The following is a 15,836-nucleotide window of genomic DNA, read 5'->3' as shown; positions in this document are numbered from 1 at the left end:
TCTGGCACGACGCTTGCTGCCGCTTCCTGCGAAGTCGCCCCGTTTGCCCGCAGGAGCCCCCATGTCGATCAATGCGGTTTCGTCCCAGCCGTCCGTCTACGCGCCCGCGAGCCAGGCGGCGTCGGCCCCGGCCTTCACCCTCGAACCTGACGTGACTTCGGCCGAACGGCCGCAACTCGCCCCCAAGCCCCCCCTGAGCGTGGCGCCGCTGACCAGCGGCGAGATCCAGGCGCGCATGGCGCTGCTGGAGCAGCAGAGGCCGGAGATGGAGGCGCGCGCCAAGGCCTGGCACGAGATGCTGGAAGGCTGGGTTAATGCCGCAAAGGACGCCGCTGCCGCCCAGAACGACCAGCCTTATGGCCAGGTCACCAAGAATGGCGAGGTGATCGCCACGGTCTACAACAGCGGCGTGATGAGCGGTCCGGGCGCTACCCAGATCGACCCCGAGCATCCGCCGGGCATGAAGGGGCCTGAGCTGGCCAAGTGGCGCGCCGAACAGATCCTGAAGGCGGTCGGCGGGACGTTCGCCGGCCTGGATACGGCGGAGACCCAGGAGGGCTGGGTCTCTCGACAGGCCAACAGCCAGCCGCGCCTTGGGCTGTCGGAATGGGCGGCGGCGAATGGATATGCGGACTTTTTCGGTGATCGCCCGAAGGTCAACGACATCCGGGCCTGATCCTCCCGCGTTACTTCTTCGCTTCCTTAACGGCGTCCTTCAGTTCGCCCTGCTTCACGTTGCCGGCGACCTGGTCCTTCTTGCCCTCGGCCTTGAGGTCCTTGTCGCCGATGACTTCGCCGACGCCGGATTGGACCTTGCCCACGGTCTCCTGCTTGCGGCCGGCGTCCTTGTCGCAGGCTGCCAGGCCCGCCACCGCGACGGCGATCGTCAGGGGGAGGAGAAGGCGATGGGTCATCAGAAGGCTCCTAAGCTTGGGTATGTCGCGTCCTAGAACGCGGACACAGCCGCAAGCGATCCCAGGCGAAGCCTAGGCCAGCGCCCGCGCCTCGAAGCCGAAGCGGTTGATCTGGGCGATCAGGTCGCGATGGCCAGGTAGGTCCTGGGTCGCGCGATCGGCGAACCCGCGGATCTTGGCGAACAGCTTGGCCGCGCCGGCCGCGTCTGGAAACTCGTCCGCGCCGTCGGCCAGATCGGTCGGAAACCCCATGCCGTACAGAATGTACTGGTAGTTGAAGAAGGCGAAGGTCTCGAGATCCAGGATGAAGTCGAACCGCGCCGGCGGGCGGTGACGCCACTGTTCCAGCAGTTCCTGGAGCCGCTCGGGGATGGTGGCCGGGTCGGTGTTCTCGCGCCAGAAGCGCTCGGGCCGGCGGCTCAGTGCATAGTGCAGCTTCAGGAACACGATGATGTTCTCGTAGCGCGCGGCCATCAGCTCGTTGAAGCGGCGCGCCGGGGCGCTGACCGGCCCGGTGTGCGGGAAGAGCTCGGCGATCATCGCCACGGCCGCCTCGATCAGCACGACGCCGGTCGATTCCAGCGGCTCCAGGAAGCCGGCCGACAGCCCCACGGCCACGCAGTTGCCGATCCACTGCTTCTCTCGATAGCCGGCCTCGAAGGTCAGGCGGCGGGTCTCGACCTCGGCCCCGCCGACATAGGCGCGCAGGATGGCCTCGGCGCGGTCGTCGTCGATGTGGTCGCTGGAATAGACGCAGCCGACGCCGCGCGCGCCCGACAGGCCGATGTCCCAGAGCCAGCCGGCCTCGTGGGCGGTGGCGACGGTGTAGCTCTGGATCGGCGCGTCGGGGCGCTCATAAGGCGCGCGGCAGGCCACGGCCCGGTCGGCGAACAACACCGGCCGCGCCGACTTGAACGGCGCGTTCAGCGCCTTGCCGATCAGCTCGGCCCTAAAGCCGCTGCAGTCGATATAGAGGTCGGCGGTCAGCGCGCCGTGCTCGGGCGAGACAATGCGGGCGATGGCGCCGGTCTCGTCCAGGACGGCCTCGCCGACATGGCCCTCCAGGTGGCGCACGCCCAGCTCTTGCGCCCGCTCGGCCAGCACCTGCGCCAGCTTCGCCGCGTCGAAGTGGTAGGCGTAGTTCAGCGGGCCGGCGAAGTCGCTCTCGTGCGGGCGCTTGGGCGCGCGGGCCGCGTCCGCCACGCGGGCCTGGATCGTCACGGCCTCGGCGAACGGCGCGCGCGTCGCCTCGTCCTGCAGCAGCCAGTAGGGCGCCAGGCTGACCCCGTCGGTCGAGAACGGCGCCTCGAATGGGTGGAAGAAGCTGTGGCGGCGGCCTTCGCTCGGCGCGTCACCCCAGTCGACGAAGCGGATGCCCTGCTTGAAGGTGGCCGAGGTCTGGCGGATGAAGCGCGCCTCGTCGATCCCCAGGAACTGCAGGGTGCCGCGGATAGTGGGGAAGGTGGCCTCGCCCACGCCGATGGCGCCGATCTCGGGCGACTCCAGCACGGTGATCGACAGGTGCGCCTGCTCGGCGATCCGCAGGGCCTTGGCTAGATAGGCGGCCGTCAGCCACCCGGCCGTCCCGCCGCCCACGATCAGGATGCTCCGTCCGCGCTTCATGGGGATTAGATACCAGAGTTCGCGAGCCAGGGGCGCGTTTAGACGCTCATCGTCGCCTAACGGACCTCCAGCGCGATCAGATCGTCAGCCCGCCGCCTAACCAGAGCTTGCGGTCCTGAAACTTGTCGGACATATATTGTCTATCTTGTGAGATTGCTTCCCATAAAATGGGAAATGTGGATCACGAGAGATGAACCGGATTAACCGGTCGCTTCGGGTTGGAAACGTAAGGGGCGGTGAGTCCGGCCCTGTCAGGAGGGTCGTATGTCGTCCAAGCACGGCTGGAATTCGGGCTGTTCGGTTCTCGCGTTGGCCATGGCGGGCGCGATGATGGCTCAAGGGGCCAAGGCGCAAACCGTTGAAGAGAACGCCGTCGAAGAGGTGGTCGTCACGGGCTTCCGCGCCAGCCTGCAGAGCGCCCTGAGCGTCAAGCGCCAGTCCTCCGGCGTGGTCGACGCCATCAAGGCCGAGGACATCGCCGACTTCCCCGACGCCAACCTGGCCGAGTCGATCCAGCGGGTGCCGGGCGTCTCGATCACCCGCGTCGCCGGCGAGGGCCGGACGATCACCGTGCGCGGCCTGCCGCCCGCCTTCACCCGCGTCCGCATCAACGGCATGGAAGCCCAGTCGACCAGCGGCGCGACGACCAGCGATCGCGGCGCCAACCTGGGCCGCGGCTTCGACTTCAACACCTTCGCCTCGGAGCTGTTCAGCGGCATCACGGTGCGCAAGACCGCCCAGGCCGAGGTGATCGAGGGCTCGCTGGGCGCGACGGTCGACCTGGAGACCGCGCGCCCGCTGGATCAGAAGGGCCTGACCTTCGTGCTGGGCGCGGCGGCCGGCTACAACGACCTGTCCAAGAACTCCGACCCGAAGGTCACCGCCGTGCTGGGCAACCGCTGGGACACGGCCTGGGGCCAGTTCGGGGCCCAGGCGTCGCTGGCCTGGAGCAAGCGGAAGTTCCTGGAGGATCAGTGGGGCTCGGGCGGCTGGAACCCCGCGACCGTCGACGGCGGCTTCTGCACGCCCGTGGGCCGCGCGACGCAGAACCCGGCCAACAACGCCGCCAACGGCACGGACGCGGCCAACTGCGCCACCGGCGTGGCCCGTCCGGCCGCCAATGACACGGTCTTCGACCAGGCCAATCGCTCGACCGTCTTCTTCCCGCGCCTGCCGCGCTATGGCCGCTTCCACCACGACCAGGAGCGCACCGGCGCGACCCTGGCCCTGCAGTGGAAGCCCACCTCGCGCACCTCGCTCAGCTTCGACGCCCTCTATTCGAACTACGACGTCAAGCGCGAGGAGAACTGGCTGGAGGGCTTCTCGTTCGCCCGCGCCATCAGCCAGAACGGCAAGCCGCAGACCGCCGTGCGAGAGCTCGTCCTGCGCAACGCCGGGACCAGCCATACCGCTGGCGTGAACTTCGGCCAGACGGTCTATGACGTCGACTACGCCCGCTTCGACGGCGTCGACGTCCGTTCCGACACTCAGCACGACGAGTTCCAGAACGTCTTCCAGCAGTACACCTTCGCGGGCACGCACGAGCTGACGGACCGGATCACGGTCAAGGGCCTGATCGGCTACTCGAAGTCGGACTACGACCAGCCGATGACGACGACGATCATGTTCCAGCGTCCGAACACGGGCATGACGATCGACTTCCGCAAGAACCGGGACCAGCCGACCATCACGCACGGCTTCGACGTCGCCGATGCGTCGCTCTACAGCTTCTCCGCCCCGAACGCCGAGGTTCGGCTGGCCCAGACCTTCACGACCAACATCTATCGCACCGTTGATCTGAACCTGGCCTGGGCCGTCGACGAGGCCCTGACCATCAAGGTCGGCGGGCACTATGACGAGTTCTCGTTCGACACCTCGACCTTCCAGCGGCCGAACAACTTCCTGGTCCCCAGCTTCACGTCGGCGGAGCTGAAGAACCTGACCAAGGTGGTGTCCGGCTTCGGCGGCCATGGCATCGACAGCGGCGTCTTCCCGACCAGCTGGGCGGCGATCGACTACGACAAGTTCGTCGCCAACCAGAACCTCTACGGCAAGAGCGGCCTCTACAACCTGACGCCCAACTACGGCGGCATCCGGCGCGTCGATGAGAAGGTGACCTCGGCCTATCTGCAGGCCGACCTGCGCACCGAGATCGGTGGCGTTCCGGTCCGAGGCGATGTGGGCTTCCGCTTCGCCCGCACCGAGTTGGAGTCGCGCGGCTACCAGATCGGCCTGACCCCGCAGCAGGTCACGGCCGAGCACGCCTATGACGACGTGCTGCCGTCGCTGAACGTCTCGGTGGATGTCACGCCGGATTTCGTCCTGCGCCTCTCCGGCGCCAAGACGGTCTCGCGGCCGGACCTCGGTTTCCTGACGCCGGGCGGTAGCCTGAACCTGACCGGCACGCCGTCGATCACCTCGGGCAATCCGACGCTGGACCCCATCCGCGCCTGGACCGCCGATGTCGGGGCCGAGTGGTACTTCGCGCCCGGCGCGATCCTGGGCGTGGGGCTCTTCTACAAGGACATCGAGACCTACGTTCAGAACCAGTCCCAGCAGCTGACCTTCCGCCAGACCGGCCTGCCGATGGCGTTGCTGGGTTCCTCGGGCGTCGATCCGGACAACACCCCGATCACCGTCACCCGTCCGCTGAACACGCCGGGCGGGCCGCTGAAGGGCTTCGAGATCAACTACCAGCAGGCCTTCACCTTCCTGCCGGGCCTCCTGCGCCACACCGGGGCGCTGGTGAACTACACCTATGTCGACAGCCAGATCGAGTACTTCCTGGCGGCCGGCGGCGTCACCACCAACGACCTGATCGGCCTGTCGAAGAACGCCTACAACGCCACGCTCTACTACGACGACAACAAGTTCAGCGCCCGCGTCTCGGCCTCGTACCGCGACAAGTCCATCGTGGCCCTGCCGGCCAACAATCCGCTGCAGGACCTGGAAGGCTATTCGCCGAACCTGACGGTCGACATGGCCGCCTCCTACCAGATCAACGACCACTTCAAGCTGTCGCTGGAAGGGCTGAACATCTTCGACCGCTTCAATCGGCAGTTCATCGACTCCGACCGGGACAGCACCTTCGTCTACACCCACACCGGGCGCCAGTTCAGCCTGGGCCTGCAGTACAAGTTCTAGGGCGTGACTGCGCGGGCGCGTTTCGGCGCGCCCGCGTCTTTCTGGATGGGGCGCTAGCGCTTCGGCGTGATCTTGATCACCTTGCCGTTGTCGTCGTCGGTGACGACATAGATCGCGCCGTCGGGGCCAACGCGCACGTCGCGGACGCGGCCGCCGATGTCGGTGAACAGGCGCTCTTCGCCGACCACCTTGCCGTCCTTCAGCACCAGGCGATCGACGTGTTGCTCGCGCAATGAGCCGATCAGCAGGCTGCCCTTCAGGGTCGGGAACAGGCTGGCCTCATAGAAGGCCATGCCCGAGGGGGCGATCACCGGGTCCCAGTAGTAGACCGGCTGCGTGAAGCCGTCCTTCTGGGTGACGCTGTCGGGGATGGGCTTGCCGGAATACTCCTCGCCATAGGTCACCACGGGCCACCCGTAGTTCTTGCCAGGCTCGGGGCGGTTCAGCTCGTCGCCGCCGCGCGCGCCGTGCTCGACGGTCCAGAGAACGCCCGCCGGATCGAGGGCGGCCGCCTGGATGTTGCGGTGGCCCAGCGACCAGATGTCGGGCTTGGCGCCGGGCGTCTTCACGAACGGATTGTCGGCTGGGATCGTGCCGTCGGCGTTGACGCGGATCACCTTACCCAGGGTGGCGTCCAGGTGCTGGGACTGGACGCGGCCCGCCAGGATCGAGCGCTCGCCGGTGGTGATGAACAGCTTGCCGTCGGGGGCGAAGACCAGCCGGCCGCCGAAGTGCAGGGCGCTGTCCATCTTCGGCGCCTGGCGCCAGATCACCTGGACGTTCTCCAGCTTCGGCGCGGCGCCCAGCGAGAGCTTGCCGCGCGCCACGGCCGTGCCGTTCACGCCGCCCTCGGCCTCGGCGTAGCTCCAGTAGATCAGGCCGTTGGTCGCGTAGGCCGGGTCCAGGGTCACGTCCAGCAGGCCGCCCTGGCCCTCGGCGAACACAGCCGGCAGGCCGGCGACGGCGGGCGACAGCTTGCCGTCCTTGGACAGGACCCGCAGCCGTCCGGCCCGCTCGGTGACCAGGATCTCGCCCGTCGGCAGGAAGGCCATGCCCCACGGGTGATCGAGGCCGCTGGCCAGCGTCGTGTACTCACCTTGGGTGTTCGAGTTCAGACCCGGCGCGCGGGTCTGGTTCGCGAAAGCCGGTTTCTGGTCGGGGGCGTTCGGCGGCCGGGTCTCGACGGGCGCGCCGGCTTGGCCGGACGTCGGGCCGGGCTGAGCGGGGGCGGGACCACAGGCCACGAGAGCGGCGGCGAGGGCGGAGGCGGCGGTCAGCAGGGAGGTGCGCATGGCGGGGAGCTTAAGACGGTTTCGGGGGAGGGGGCTAGATCGCACGCCTTGGTCGGGTAGATATTGTTCTTTATTTGTTCTCATGATCTTCTGCGGTCATGCGAGAAGAGCGCTACGTCGCGGTCTACATGATGGCCAGCCAGCGGCTGGGCACGCTCTACATTGGGGCGACGGGTTATCTCAATCGCCGGATCTGGCAGCACCGCGAAGGCCTGGTCCCTGGGTTCACCAAGAAGTACGGGCTGAAGCGTCTTGTCTGGTACGAGCCACACGACGACATGGTGAGCGCCTTCCAGCGCGAGCGCAGCCTTAAGCGGTGGCCTAGGCAGTGGAAGATCAACCTGATCGAGCGCGAAAACCCGTACTGGGATGATCTCTACGACAGCCTCATCTAGCTAATTTCCCCGCCTTCCTGGGCCTTGTGCCCAGGACCCATGGTGGAGCCCAGGCTCGGTGTTGTTGGGAGGGCGCTGGCGATGTTGCTGCTAACCAACGCTCAAAGGCCATGCCCACTGACGCATGGGTCCTGGGCACAAGGCCCAGGAAGGCGGGTGTTATTGTCATGGAGTGAGGGGGTTGAGCTCCACCTCCCGCCGCTCTTCGCTCGCCTTCCGCGCCAGCTCCAGCAGGTCCATCACCCGCAGGGCCCCATCCACCGGCACGGGCGAGGGCGCGCCGGTGACGATCGCTTCGCGGACGCCGGCATAGAAGGCGCGGTAGTCGGCCGGCTCGGGGCTGACGTCGGCGTGGAGCTGGACGTCGTTCTCGACCGTGGTCAGCACGCCGTGGCGGCTGTCGCGGCCATAGCCCGGCGCGCCGGGGATCATGCCGGCCTTCAGCTGGGCCTCCTGCGGGTCGAGGCCATGCTTGACGAAGCTGCCGCCGGTCCCGTGAACCGCCAGGCGCAGATCACTGGCGGCGGTGAGCAGGCTGCCGTGCAGGATGACGCGCAGGGTCGGGTAACGCAGCACCACGTGGAAGTAGTCGTCCGCTCCGGCGCCGTGGCGCTGGATCCCAATGTCGGCCGAGATCGCCAGCGGCGCGCCGAACAGCGCGAGCGCCTGGTCCAGCAGGTGTGGGCCAAGGTCCATCCACGCGCCCGCGCCGGGTCCCGCCCGCTCGCGCCAGCGGTCGCGAACCACGGGGCGGAAGCGATCGAAGTGGCTCTCGTACTGGACGATCTCGCCCAGCGCGCCCTCGGCGATCAGGCGCCGGAGGGTCAGGAAGTCGCTGTCCCAGCGGCGGTTGTGGAACACGGTCAGCAGCTTGCCGGCGCGGTCGGCGGCGTCGGCCATGGTCCGAGCCTCGGCGGCCGAGAGGGCGAAGGGCTTGTCGACGACCACATGCTTGCCGGCCTCGAGCGCGGCGATCGCCTGGGGCGCGTGCAGGGCGTTGGGCGTGGCGATTACGACCAGTTCGATGGCCGGATCGGCGAGGGCGGCGTCCAGGTCGGCGACGACCCGAACGTCCGGATGATCGGCGGCGACCTTGGCCGGATCGCTCGACACCACGGTCGCCAGCGCGAGGCCCGGCGTGGCGGCGATCAGCGGAGCGTGGAAGGTCTTGCCGACATAGCCATATCCGACGAGGGCGACGTTCACGGTGCGAGAGTGGGGCATGGCGCGGGTTTAAACGAAAAAGGCCGGGGATTGCTCCCCGGCCCGGATCGCGATCGCGTGAAGCGCGACTTGTCTGTTGCCGCGCGTTCGGGCGGTTTAACCGCTCACACTTAAACCTAACGCGCTCTAGATCTTCACCGGCTCCATCTTGGGCGTCAGCAGGTGGACGACCAGGAGGGCGATCAGATAGGCGCTGCCGGCCACCAGGAAGATCGGGGCGTAGGTGCCGATGCTCTCCAGCACGTTGCCGATGTACTTGGAGAACACCATGCCGCCGAACGCGCCCAGCATGCCGCCGATGCCGACGACCGAACCAACCGCGGCGCGCGGGAAGACGTCCGAGGGCAGGGTGTAGAGATTGGCCGAGAAGCCCTGGTGGGCGGCGGTGGCGACGCCGATGATCAGCACGGCCAGCCAGACCGAGCTGGCGTAGGAGGCGAAGATCACGGGCACGGCCAGCAGGGCGCAGACCAGCATGGTCAGCTTGCGCGCCTTGTTGATGCTGGCGCCGCGCTTCATCAGGGTCGAGGACATCCAGCCGCCGGCCACGCTGCCGACGTCCGACAGCAGGTAGATGGCGATCAGCGGCGGGCCGAAGGTCTTCAGGTCAAGGCCGTAGCGCTTGCCCAGGAAGTCCGGCAGCCAGAACAGGAACATCCACCAGATCGGGTCGATCAGGAATTTGCCCAGCGAATAGGCCCAGGTCTCGCGCTTGGTCAGCAGCTTGGTCCAGGCGATCTTCTCGACCGGGTCGGCCGGATCCTGCTCGATGTGGGCCAGTTCGCCAGCCGACAGGTGCTTGACCTCGCGCGGGCGGCGATAGACCAGCAGCCAGATCGGCAGCCAGACCAGGCCGGCGACGCCGGTGACGATGAAGGCCATCTGCCAGCCGAAGGCCAGCACGATGCCGGGGACGACCAGCGGCGTGACGATGGCGCCGATATTGGTGCCGGCGTTGAACAGGCCCGTGGCGAAGGCGCGTTCCTTCTTGGGGAACCACTCGGCCACGGCCTTGATGCCGCCCGGGAAGCCGCCGGCCTCGCCGATGCCCAGGCCCATGCGCGCGGCGATGAAACCGGTGATGTGGCTGGCGCCCGCGTGGGCGATGTGGGCGACCTGCCAGATCAGGAAGGCGATGCCGAAGCCCCAGCGGGCCCCGATCTTGTCCATGATCTTGCCCCAGGCCACGTAGGCCACGGCGTAGGCGAGCTGGAAGTAGAAGACGAGGTCGGCGTAGTGCTTTTCGTCCCAGCCGAACTCCTTGGACAGGTCCGCCTTGAGCAGGCCGATCGTCTGACGATCGACGTAGTTGATGACCATCGCCGCGAACAGCAGGCTGACGATCACCCAGCGGTACCGTCCGATCTTCTCGGAGGGCCCTTCAGGCATTGGTGGGGGCGCTTTTGAAACGTCCATGGACCTTGGCCTTCCTTCCCTTTGTTTCTTTTATTTCGCCGGAACGGCGACGCAGTCCACGGTTCCGAACGGGCCGAAATCGACGTGGGCCACGTCCCCGGCCGCCACGTCGTGAATGCCCGTGGTGGCGCCGGTCGTGACGATCATGCCCTTCTTCAACGGCTTGCCGCGCGCGGCGACCGCGCCCAGCAGGAAGGCCAGGGCCGCCAGCGGCGAGCCTGGAATGGTCGCCGCGGTCGCCTTGCCCACCGACTTGCCGTTGATGATGGTCTCGACGGGCATATCCTCCCAGGCGACATCGCGCCAGTTGGAAATGGCCTGACCAATGATCTGACCATCATTGTTGCCGAAGTCTGACGCCACGACGGTGGGCCCCAGGGCGTTGATGGTCTTCAGCGGGCTGCCGGCGATCTCGACGCCGACCAGCAGCTCGCCCACGTAGTCGGCGGCTTCCTCGGCGGTCCATTGGGTCTTGTCGGCCGGGGCGTCCTTGCCCAGGCGGACAATGAACTCGGCCTCGACGGCGCAGAAGCCGCCCTCGATGGCGCGGAAGGTGTTCGGCTGGCCGTCGGAGCTGGCCTGCTGGACCTTGGACTTGAAGATGCAGCCGGCCAGGCGCTCGGCGCCGAGGCGCTCGCGGTGCTGCGGCGGGACCAGCCCGACCTTCCAGCCGACCAGCTCGTCGGGCCACAGATCGATGGCGATGTCCTGCACCGCGTAGCCGTCGGCCATGGTCGGGGGAATCACGTCGCCAGGATAGCCGGGCACCGAAACGCCTTCTTGGCGCGCCTTGACGAACTGGGGCGCAATGGCCGCGGGGGCGAACGCCTCGCTGTGGGCCTCGGAAACGGTCACGCCGCGGATCCTCCCTGGAATTCGGCTCAAGCCCGGCTTGGCGGGTTTGCCCGAGTCTCTAGTGGAAACCGGTGTCATTGACAATGAGGGGCTAACCGTCCGGCCGTTGTCCAGGCTGGAGGCCGGGCCGCTTGACACCGGCGACAGCGCGTATAGCGTCGCCGAGAATTACGGACGTAAGCGCCATGCATATCACCGCCGCCGAAGCTCATGTCATGGAAGCGCTGTGGCGCCGCGCCCCGCTGTCGGCCGACGAGCTGGTCGCCGAGGTCGGCGGCGCGCAGAACTGGGGCGAGGCGACGGTCAAGACGCTGATCAACCGCCTCTTGAAGAAGAAGGCGATCAAGTCCGAGCGCGCCGAGGGGCGTCATGGCTATCGCCCCCTGGTTGATCGCAGCGCCTATGTCCAGGCCGAGAGCCAGGGCCTTCTGGACCGGCTGTTCGACGGCCAGCTGGCCCCGCTGATCAGCCACTTCGCCCAGCACCGCCCGCTCAAGCCGGACGAGGTCGACAAGCTGAAGAAGCTGATCGAGGACCTGGGAGAGCGGCGCTAGAGCCCTTTCCGATCCGATTGACCCAATCGGATCGGATGAAAAGCGTTCTGTTTCAAAAGTTTAGAGCATCTTCCGACAGCGGTTTCACGCTTGCTGGAAAATGCTCTGGCGCCTAAAGGTACGGCCCCCACATCATCATGATCGCGCCAAGGGTTCCGACCGCGACATAGGCGGCCGAGGCGAGGATCAACACGCTCACGGCCAGCTTCGGCGCCGGCCTCGCGCTTCGTTCGGCCGCGAAATACAGCTCGAGGATCGCCAGCGGGATGAGGTAGCTGCCGAACACCAGGACGATATCGGCTGGGCCGTCCATGCGGTGGGTCATGCCGACCGGGCGTCCGTTCAGGACGACCCAGCCCATCAGGCCCACGCGCAGGAACCAAACCCCGCTGACCACCATGAAGGCGCGCATCGCCCAGCGTCGATGCTGGTCGAAGCGCCGGGCCAGGGCGGCGCGCCAGGCCAGGACGGCGAAGACCAGGATCAGGACGGCGTCCAGCGCTATGGCGACGGCGGAGACAACCGAAAGGTAGCTGCCGCGCGCGATCGTCATCCAGGCGCCGCCCAGCGCCAGGAAACAAGCGACGACGAGAAAGGTCCGGCCCGTCCAGCGATGCAGGGCCGGGGCGGCTCGCCGCAGGGCCGGGACAAGCTGCGCCAGTCCGGCCAGCGTCACCACCGCGGCCAGCAGGACGTGGGCGGCGAACATCGCGTTGCCGGCGTGGTCGTCCTGGACGTAGCCGGTGATCAGCGGTTTGTCGTTCCAAGCCGCGAAGCGTCCGGAGGCCGTGCGGGTCCCATAGAACGCCAGGATGAAATAGATGAACGCCGCCTGGCCCAGGGCGGCGGCGGCGAACCAGATGGTGGCCGCCCACCGCAAGACGCTTCGCGCGTCCACGCTGGCTTCGCGCGCGGGAATTTCGTTGCTCGACATTGAACCTCCTCGGCGGCCGACGACGGGTCGGGCGCGGGCAAGTCGATGAGGCGGCGGACGGCGCGTCGTCTCGCCGATTTGGAAATCGACCAAAGATTCCGTCGGCGACCGGCTCGACAAGGCGGCGCGAAGCTGCGCGATGATGGGCGGCGAACCGGCTAGATGGCGTATGAACTCGACGCTGCTTTCATTGACCTTGGACACCGCCCCCGCCACGCCGCCGAAGCGGCCCGGGCGATTGGCGGCGCATTGGGCCCTGACCTCCGGATCGCTCGCCTGCTTCGTGCTGGGTCAATTGCTGGGCGCCAACGCCGGAATGCTGGCCGCGCCGCTGGCCATCGGCGGAGGGGCCGGCTGCGCCTTCTCATGGCTGTTCACGCGGGCGCTCTTTGATCCTCGCGAGCACGACGCGCGATGGTCCCGCATCGTGGCGCTGGTCGTCTTCCTGACGGGGGTGTTCCCGATCCTGGGCCTGCTGGAAGGTCCGGCCGCGCGGATGATCCAGAACACGCACGCCCTGGGAAGCTCGACGGTCCTGCTGTTGACCTTCGTCGAGCCCTTCAACGGCTTTGGTCGCGAGCTGCCGGCGGCCGAGAAGCGCTTCCGCGTCATCTTCGTGGCCGTATACGCGCTGCTCATGGGCAGTTCCGTCTTGGCCGTCAATCAGCCGGCGGGGGCGGGCGCGGCCGTCGATCACGATGTCGCCGAACGGGTAAAGACGGTCTGCGCGTCCCTGGCGCTGCTGCTTTGCGGCGGAGCGGTCTGGTTCCGGGCCCGCCATCCCCTGGCGACGCCTCGGGGGCGGCGCGGCGCCCGGGCGAGCCAGACACCGGACGACGCCGACCTGGCGCGGCGCATCACGCGATTGCTGCGCGAGGAAGAGATCCAGGCCTCGCCCAGCCTCAAGGTCGCCGATCTGGCGCGCCGGCTAGGCGAGCCGGACTACAAGGTCACGCGCTGCATCACCGCGTCGCTCGGCTTCGCCAATTTCAACCAGATGCTCAACGTTCACAGGGTGGCGCGGGCCAGGGAGATGCTGGCCGACCCCGCGCTGCGCGGCCGCTCCATCCTGCTGATCGCCCTGGACTGCGGCTTCGGATCGATCGGGCCGTTCAACCGAGCCTTCAAGGCGGTCGTCGGGGTGACGCCGCGCGCGTTCCGAGGCGCCAGTCTCGGCGATCCCTAGCCCCGCATCGCCGTCGCTTCCGGCCCTTGCGCCCTCAGCGCCTTGGCGGCCACGTCAAGCGTGCGGACGGGTGGCTGCGGGACCTCCTCGTCATCGCCGTCCGGCCCCGGCCGCCCCCGCAGCGCGGCCACGAAGTCGTCGCGCCAGGCGGTGACGTCCTCGCGGCTGACGTTCTCGAACAAGGCCTCCCAGCGGCGTTTACGCTCCGGCTGGCCCATGGAGAGGGCGCGTTCCAGCGCGTCGGAGATTTCCTCGGGGCTGTTGGGATTGATGATCAGCGCGTCCTTCATCTGGCGCGCCGCGCCGGCGAACCGCGAGAGGATCAGCACGCCCGGGTCCTCGGGACTCTGGGCCGCGACATATTCCTTGGCCACCAGGTTCATGCCGTCGCGCAGGGGCGTGACCAGCGCCGCCTTGGCCGCGCGATAGACGCCCGCCAACTCGTCGCGTCGATACGAGCGATTGACGTAACGGATCGGCGTGAAGTCCATCTCGGCATAGGCGCCGTTGATCCGGCCAATCAGGCCGTCGAGGCGTCCGCGCAGATCCTGATAGGCTTCGACCTGGTCGCGCGACAGCGGCGCGATCTGCAACAGCATCACTTCGCGCCGCATGTCCGGATGCTCGTGCAGGAAGCGCTCGAAGCCGATAAGCCGTTCCTCGAGGCCCTTGGAGTAGTCCAGGCGGTCGACGCCGACGATCATCTTGCGGAAGACGCTGTGGGCCATCATCCGGTCGTAGGTCTTCCGGGCGTTATCGCTCTGGACGATCTCGGCGAAGTCCTGGGCGTCGACGCCGATCGGGAAGGCCTCCGCGCGGGTGCGCTGGCCGAACGCGACCAGTTCGCCACGCGCGTTTTTCGAGCCCTGCACCTCCGAGAAGACATAGCCCTCGAACGCCTGCAGCGATTCCTCGGTCTGGAAGCCGATCAGGTCGTAATCGAACAAGGCCTCCACCAACTGGCGGTGGCGGGGCAGGGTGACGACCAGCTGGTGGGCGGGCCAGGGGATGTGCAGGAAGAAGCCGATCCGGTTGGTCACGCCCATCCGCCGCAGCTCGCGCGCCAGCGGGATCAGGTGATAGTCGTGCACCCAGACGATGTCGTCCGGCTCGATCAGCGGCGCCAGGGTCTCGGCGAAGCGCTTGTTGACCCGGTCATAGCCCTCGCCGAACGAGCGGTCGTAGGCCGTCAGGTCGACGCGGTAGTGGAACAGGGGCCATAGCGTCTTGTTGGCGTAGCCGTTGTAATATTCCTGGTAGTCGGTCTCCTCGAGATCGACCGTGGCGACCGTGACGCCGTCGATCCGCTGCATGTTCAGCTGGCCGGTGAACTCCGGGATGGTCTTGCCGCTCCAGCCGAACCAGATGCCGGAATATTCGCGCAGCGCCGCGGCCAGGGCCATGGCCAGGCCGCCGACGCTGCCTTCGCCGCCCTCGGCGGGATTGGGCGGGTTCACCCGGTTCGAAACCACGATCAAACGGCTCATGCGTGGACCTCCGCCGTTCGCGCCAGGCGCTCCAGCCAACCCAGCACGGCGTCGGGGCCGTCCAGGCGAAAGTCGGCCTGGGTCGGGCGCGATTTTCCGGCCAGCACGCCAAAGCCGCCAAGGCGGCGGGCGGCGGCGAAACCGTCCTCGTCGGTCAGGTCGTCACCCACGAAGATCGGCGTGGCGCCCACGAACGGCGCCTCGTTCAGGAAGGCCGCGACGGCCGAGCCCTTGTCGGCGCCGGGGGTGCGAAGCTCCGCCACCATGTCGCCCAGCTGCAGGACCAGGCCGGTGGATTGAGACAGCCGCTCGGCCGCCTCGATCACGGCCTCGGCGCAGGCCGGGGCGTTGCGATAGTGCAGGGCGACGCTGAGGGTCTTGTCCTCGAACAGCAGGCCGCGCTCGCAGTCGGCCAGTTCGCCCAGGATGCGGCGCGCGTCGTCCAGGCCCGGATGGGGCTGAAGCTCGACCACGCCGCCGCCGGCGGTGCGGCGCACCAGGCCATGGATCGCGGCGATCGACGTCACGCCGCCGCCCAGGATGTGGTCGAGGTCGGGCAGCGATCGCCCGCTGACCACGGCCACGCGGTCCTCGAACCGCTCGCGCAGACGCGCGAGAACGTCCGCGCGGCGGGCGTCGGGGCCGACGTCGTCCGGGCGCGGCATGATCGGCGCCAGGGTGCCGTCGAGGTCCAGGAACAAGGCCGGGCGGCGGGCGAGATTGAGTGGCGGGGGCGAGAAATCGACGGACTCCGCCCGCACGACCGGCGTAGCCGCGGTCATGACGAGAACCCCCTCATCTATAAGCAACAT

General features: G+C 67.8%; 14 protein-coding genes. 5 read left to right on the top strand and 9 right to left on the bottom strand.

Annotation, left to right across the window (positions count from 1 at the left end):
- Positions 1–61 precede the first annotated feature (61 nt).
- Positions 62–676: a hypothetical protein gene (locus tag J2728_RS11835; RefSeq protein ID WP_309999305.1), complete on the top strand. Its 615-nt coding sequence runs from the start codon at positions 62–64 to the stop codon at positions 674–676.
- A gap of 10 nt (positions 677–686) precedes the next feature.
- Here the strand turns inward: J2728_RS11835 and J2728_RS11830 are convergent, their stop codons facing one another.
- Positions 687–914 (bottom strand): CsbD family protein, encoded by a 228-nt coding sequence (locus J2728_RS11830; RefSeq protein ID WP_309999303.1) that lies wholly within the window; start codon positions 912–914, stop codon positions 687–689.
- A gap of 72 nt (positions 915–986) precedes the next feature.
- Positions 987–2,537: a tryptophan halogenase family protein gene (locus tag J2728_RS11825; protein WP_309999301.1), complete on the bottom strand. Its 1,551-nt coding sequence runs from the start codon at positions 2,535–2,537 to the stop codon at positions 987–989.
- A 264-nt stretch (positions 2,538–2,801) separates the two neighbouring features.
- Between J2728_RS11825 and J2728_RS11820 the strand changes: the two genes are divergently transcribed.
- Positions 2,802–5,681, top strand: a complete 2,880-nt coding sequence (locus J2728_RS11820; protein ID WP_309999300.1) for a TonB-dependent receptor — start codon at positions 2,802–2,804, stop codon at positions 5,679–5,681.
- Between the two features lie 53 nt (positions 5,682–5,734).
- On the opposite strand, the gene J2728_RS11815 is transcribed toward J2728_RS11820, so the two are convergent.
- Positions 5,735–6,973 (bottom strand): PQQ-dependent sugar dehydrogenase, encoded by a 1,239-nt coding sequence (locus tag J2728_RS11815; RefSeq protein WP_309999297.1) that lies wholly within the window; start codon positions 6,971–6,973, stop codon positions 5,735–5,737.
- A 98-nt stretch (positions 6,974–7,071) separates the two neighbouring features.
- Between J2728_RS11815 and J2728_RS11810 the strand changes: the two genes are divergently transcribed.
- A complete protein-coding gene (locus J2728_RS11810) occupies positions 7,072–7,368 on the top strand; it encodes a GIY-YIG nuclease family protein (RefSeq protein ID WP_309999296.1) in 297 nt (98 codons plus the stop codon).
- A 165-nt stretch (positions 7,369–7,533) separates the two neighbouring features.
- On the opposite strand, the gene J2728_RS11805 is transcribed toward J2728_RS11810, so the two are convergent.
- The 3 genes from J2728_RS11805 to J2728_RS11795 form a co-directional block, all read right to left on the bottom strand.
- The gene (locus J2728_RS11805; protein ID WP_309999295.1) at positions 7,534–8,592 is read right to left on the bottom strand and encodes an oxidoreductase; all 1,059 of its coding nucleotides are present in this window, start codon (positions 8,590–8,592) and stop codon (positions 7,534–7,536) included.
- Between the two features lie 126 nt (positions 8,593–8,718).
- Positions 8,719–10,008: an MFS transporter gene (locus J2728_RS11800; RefSeq protein ID WP_309999294.1), complete on the bottom strand. Its 1,290-nt coding sequence runs from the start codon at positions 10,006–10,008 to the stop codon at positions 8,719–8,721.
- Between the two features lie 30 nt (positions 10,009–10,038).
- Positions 10,039–10,863 (bottom strand): 2-keto-4-pentenoate hydratase, encoded by an 825-nt coding sequence (locus J2728_RS11795; RefSeq protein ID WP_309999293.1) that lies wholly within the window; start codon positions 10,861–10,863, stop codon positions 10,039–10,041.
- Positions 10,864–11,048: 185 nt separating this feature from the next.
- Between J2728_RS11795 and J2728_RS11790 the strand changes: the two genes are divergently transcribed.
- Positions 11,049–11,417, top strand: coding sequence for a BlaI/MecI/CopY family transcriptional regulator (locus tag J2728_RS11790; protein ID WP_309999291.1), 369 nt, complete (start codon positions 11,049–11,051; stop codon positions 11,415–11,417).
- A gap of 112 nt (positions 11,418–11,529) precedes the next feature.
- On the opposite strand, the gene J2728_RS11785 is transcribed toward J2728_RS11790, so the two are convergent.
- Complete coding sequence (locus J2728_RS11785) at positions 11,530–12,351, bottom strand: DUF2306 domain-containing protein (RefSeq protein WP_309999289.1); 822 nt, start codon at positions 12,349–12,351, stop codon at positions 11,530–11,532.
- A 169-nt stretch (positions 12,352–12,520) separates the two neighbouring features.
- On the opposite strand from J2728_RS11785, the gene J2728_RS11780 reads away from it, so the two are divergent.
- Positions 12,521–13,537, top strand: coding sequence for an AraC family transcriptional regulator (locus J2728_RS11780; protein ID WP_309999287.1), 1,017 nt, complete (start codon positions 12,521–12,523; stop codon positions 13,535–13,537).
- On the opposite strand, the gene otsA is transcribed toward J2728_RS11780, so the two are convergent.
- Together otsA and otsB are read right to left on the bottom strand one after the other, a co-directional pair.
- Complete coding sequence (gene otsA, locus J2728_RS11775) at positions 13,534–15,024, bottom strand: alpha,alpha-trehalose-phosphate synthase (UDP-forming) (protein ID WP_309999286.1); 1,491 nt, start codon at positions 15,022–15,024, stop codon at positions 13,534–13,536. The genes J2728_RS11780 and otsA overlap by 4 nt on opposite strands.
- Positions 15,021–15,806, bottom strand: a complete 786-nt coding sequence (gene otsB, locus J2728_RS11770) for a trehalose-phosphatase (RefSeq protein ID WP_309999284.1) — start codon at positions 15,804–15,806, stop codon at positions 15,021–15,023. Before otsB ends, otsA begins: the two co-directional genes overlap by 4 nt.
- Positions 15,807–15,836: the final 30 nt, after the last annotated feature.

The organism is Caulobacter segnis (assembly GCF_031454995.1).
GTDB classification, from domain to species: Bacteria; Pseudomonadota; Alphaproteobacteria; order Caulobacterales; family Caulobacteraceae; genus Caulobacter; species Caulobacter segnis_E.
Note: the sequence above shows the minus strand (reverse complement) of the source record. Positions and strands in the feature narration are given on the sequence as shown.

What these genes read in the sequence shown, in the direction of transcription:
- J2728_RS11835 (WP_309999305.1), top strand. Translation starts at nt 62, where the DNA reads ATGTCGATCAATGCGGTTTCGTCCCAGCCGTCCGTCTACGCGCCCGCG.
- J2728_RS11830 (WP_309999303.1), bottom strand. Translation starts at nt 914, where the DNA reads ATGACCCATCGCCTTCTCCTCCCCCTGACGATCGCCGTCGCGGTGGCG.
- J2728_RS11825 (WP_309999301.1), bottom strand. Translation starts at nt 2,537, where the DNA reads ATGAAGCGCGGACGGAGCATCCTGATCGTGGGCGGCGGGACGGCCGGG.
- J2728_RS11820 (WP_309999300.1), top strand. Translation starts at nt 2,802, where the DNA reads ATGTCGTCCAAGCACGGCTGGAATTCGGGCTGTTCGGTTCTCGCGTTG.
- J2728_RS11815 (WP_309999297.1), bottom strand. Translation starts at nt 6,973, where the DNA reads ATGCGCACCTCCCTGCTGACCGCCGCCTCCGCCCTCGCCGCCGCTCTC.
- J2728_RS11810 (WP_309999296.1), top strand. Translation starts at nt 7,072, where the DNA reads ATGCGAGAAGAGCGCTACGTCGCGGTCTACATGATGGCCAGCCAGCGG.
- J2728_RS11805 (WP_309999295.1), bottom strand. Translation starts at nt 8,592, where the DNA reads ATGCCCCACTCTCGCACCGTGAACGTCGCCCTCGTCGGATATGGCTAT.
- J2728_RS11800 (WP_309999294.1), bottom strand. Translation starts at nt 10,008, where the DNA reads ATGGACGTTTCAAAAGCGCCCCCACCAATGCCTGAAGGGCCCTCCGAG.
- J2728_RS11790 (WP_309999291.1), top strand. Translation starts at nt 11,049, where the DNA reads ATGCATATCACCGCCGCCGAAGCTCATGTCATGGAAGCGCTGTGGCGC.
- J2728_RS11785 (WP_309999289.1), bottom strand. Translation starts at nt 12,351, where the DNA reads ATGTCGAGCAACGAAATTCCCGCGCGCGAAGCCAGCGTGGACGCGCGA.
- J2728_RS11780 (WP_309999287.1), top strand. Translation starts at nt 12,521, where the DNA reads ATGAACTCGACGCTGCTTTCATTGACCTTGGACACCGCCCCCGCCACG.
- otsA (WP_309999286.1), bottom strand. Translation starts at nt 15,024, where the DNA reads ATGAGCCGTTTGATCGTGGTTTCGAACCGGGTGAACCCGCCCAATCCC.
- otsB (WP_309999284.1), bottom strand. Translation starts at nt 15,806, where the DNA reads ATGACCGCGGCTACGCCGGTCGTGCGGGCGGAGTCCGTCGATTTCTCG.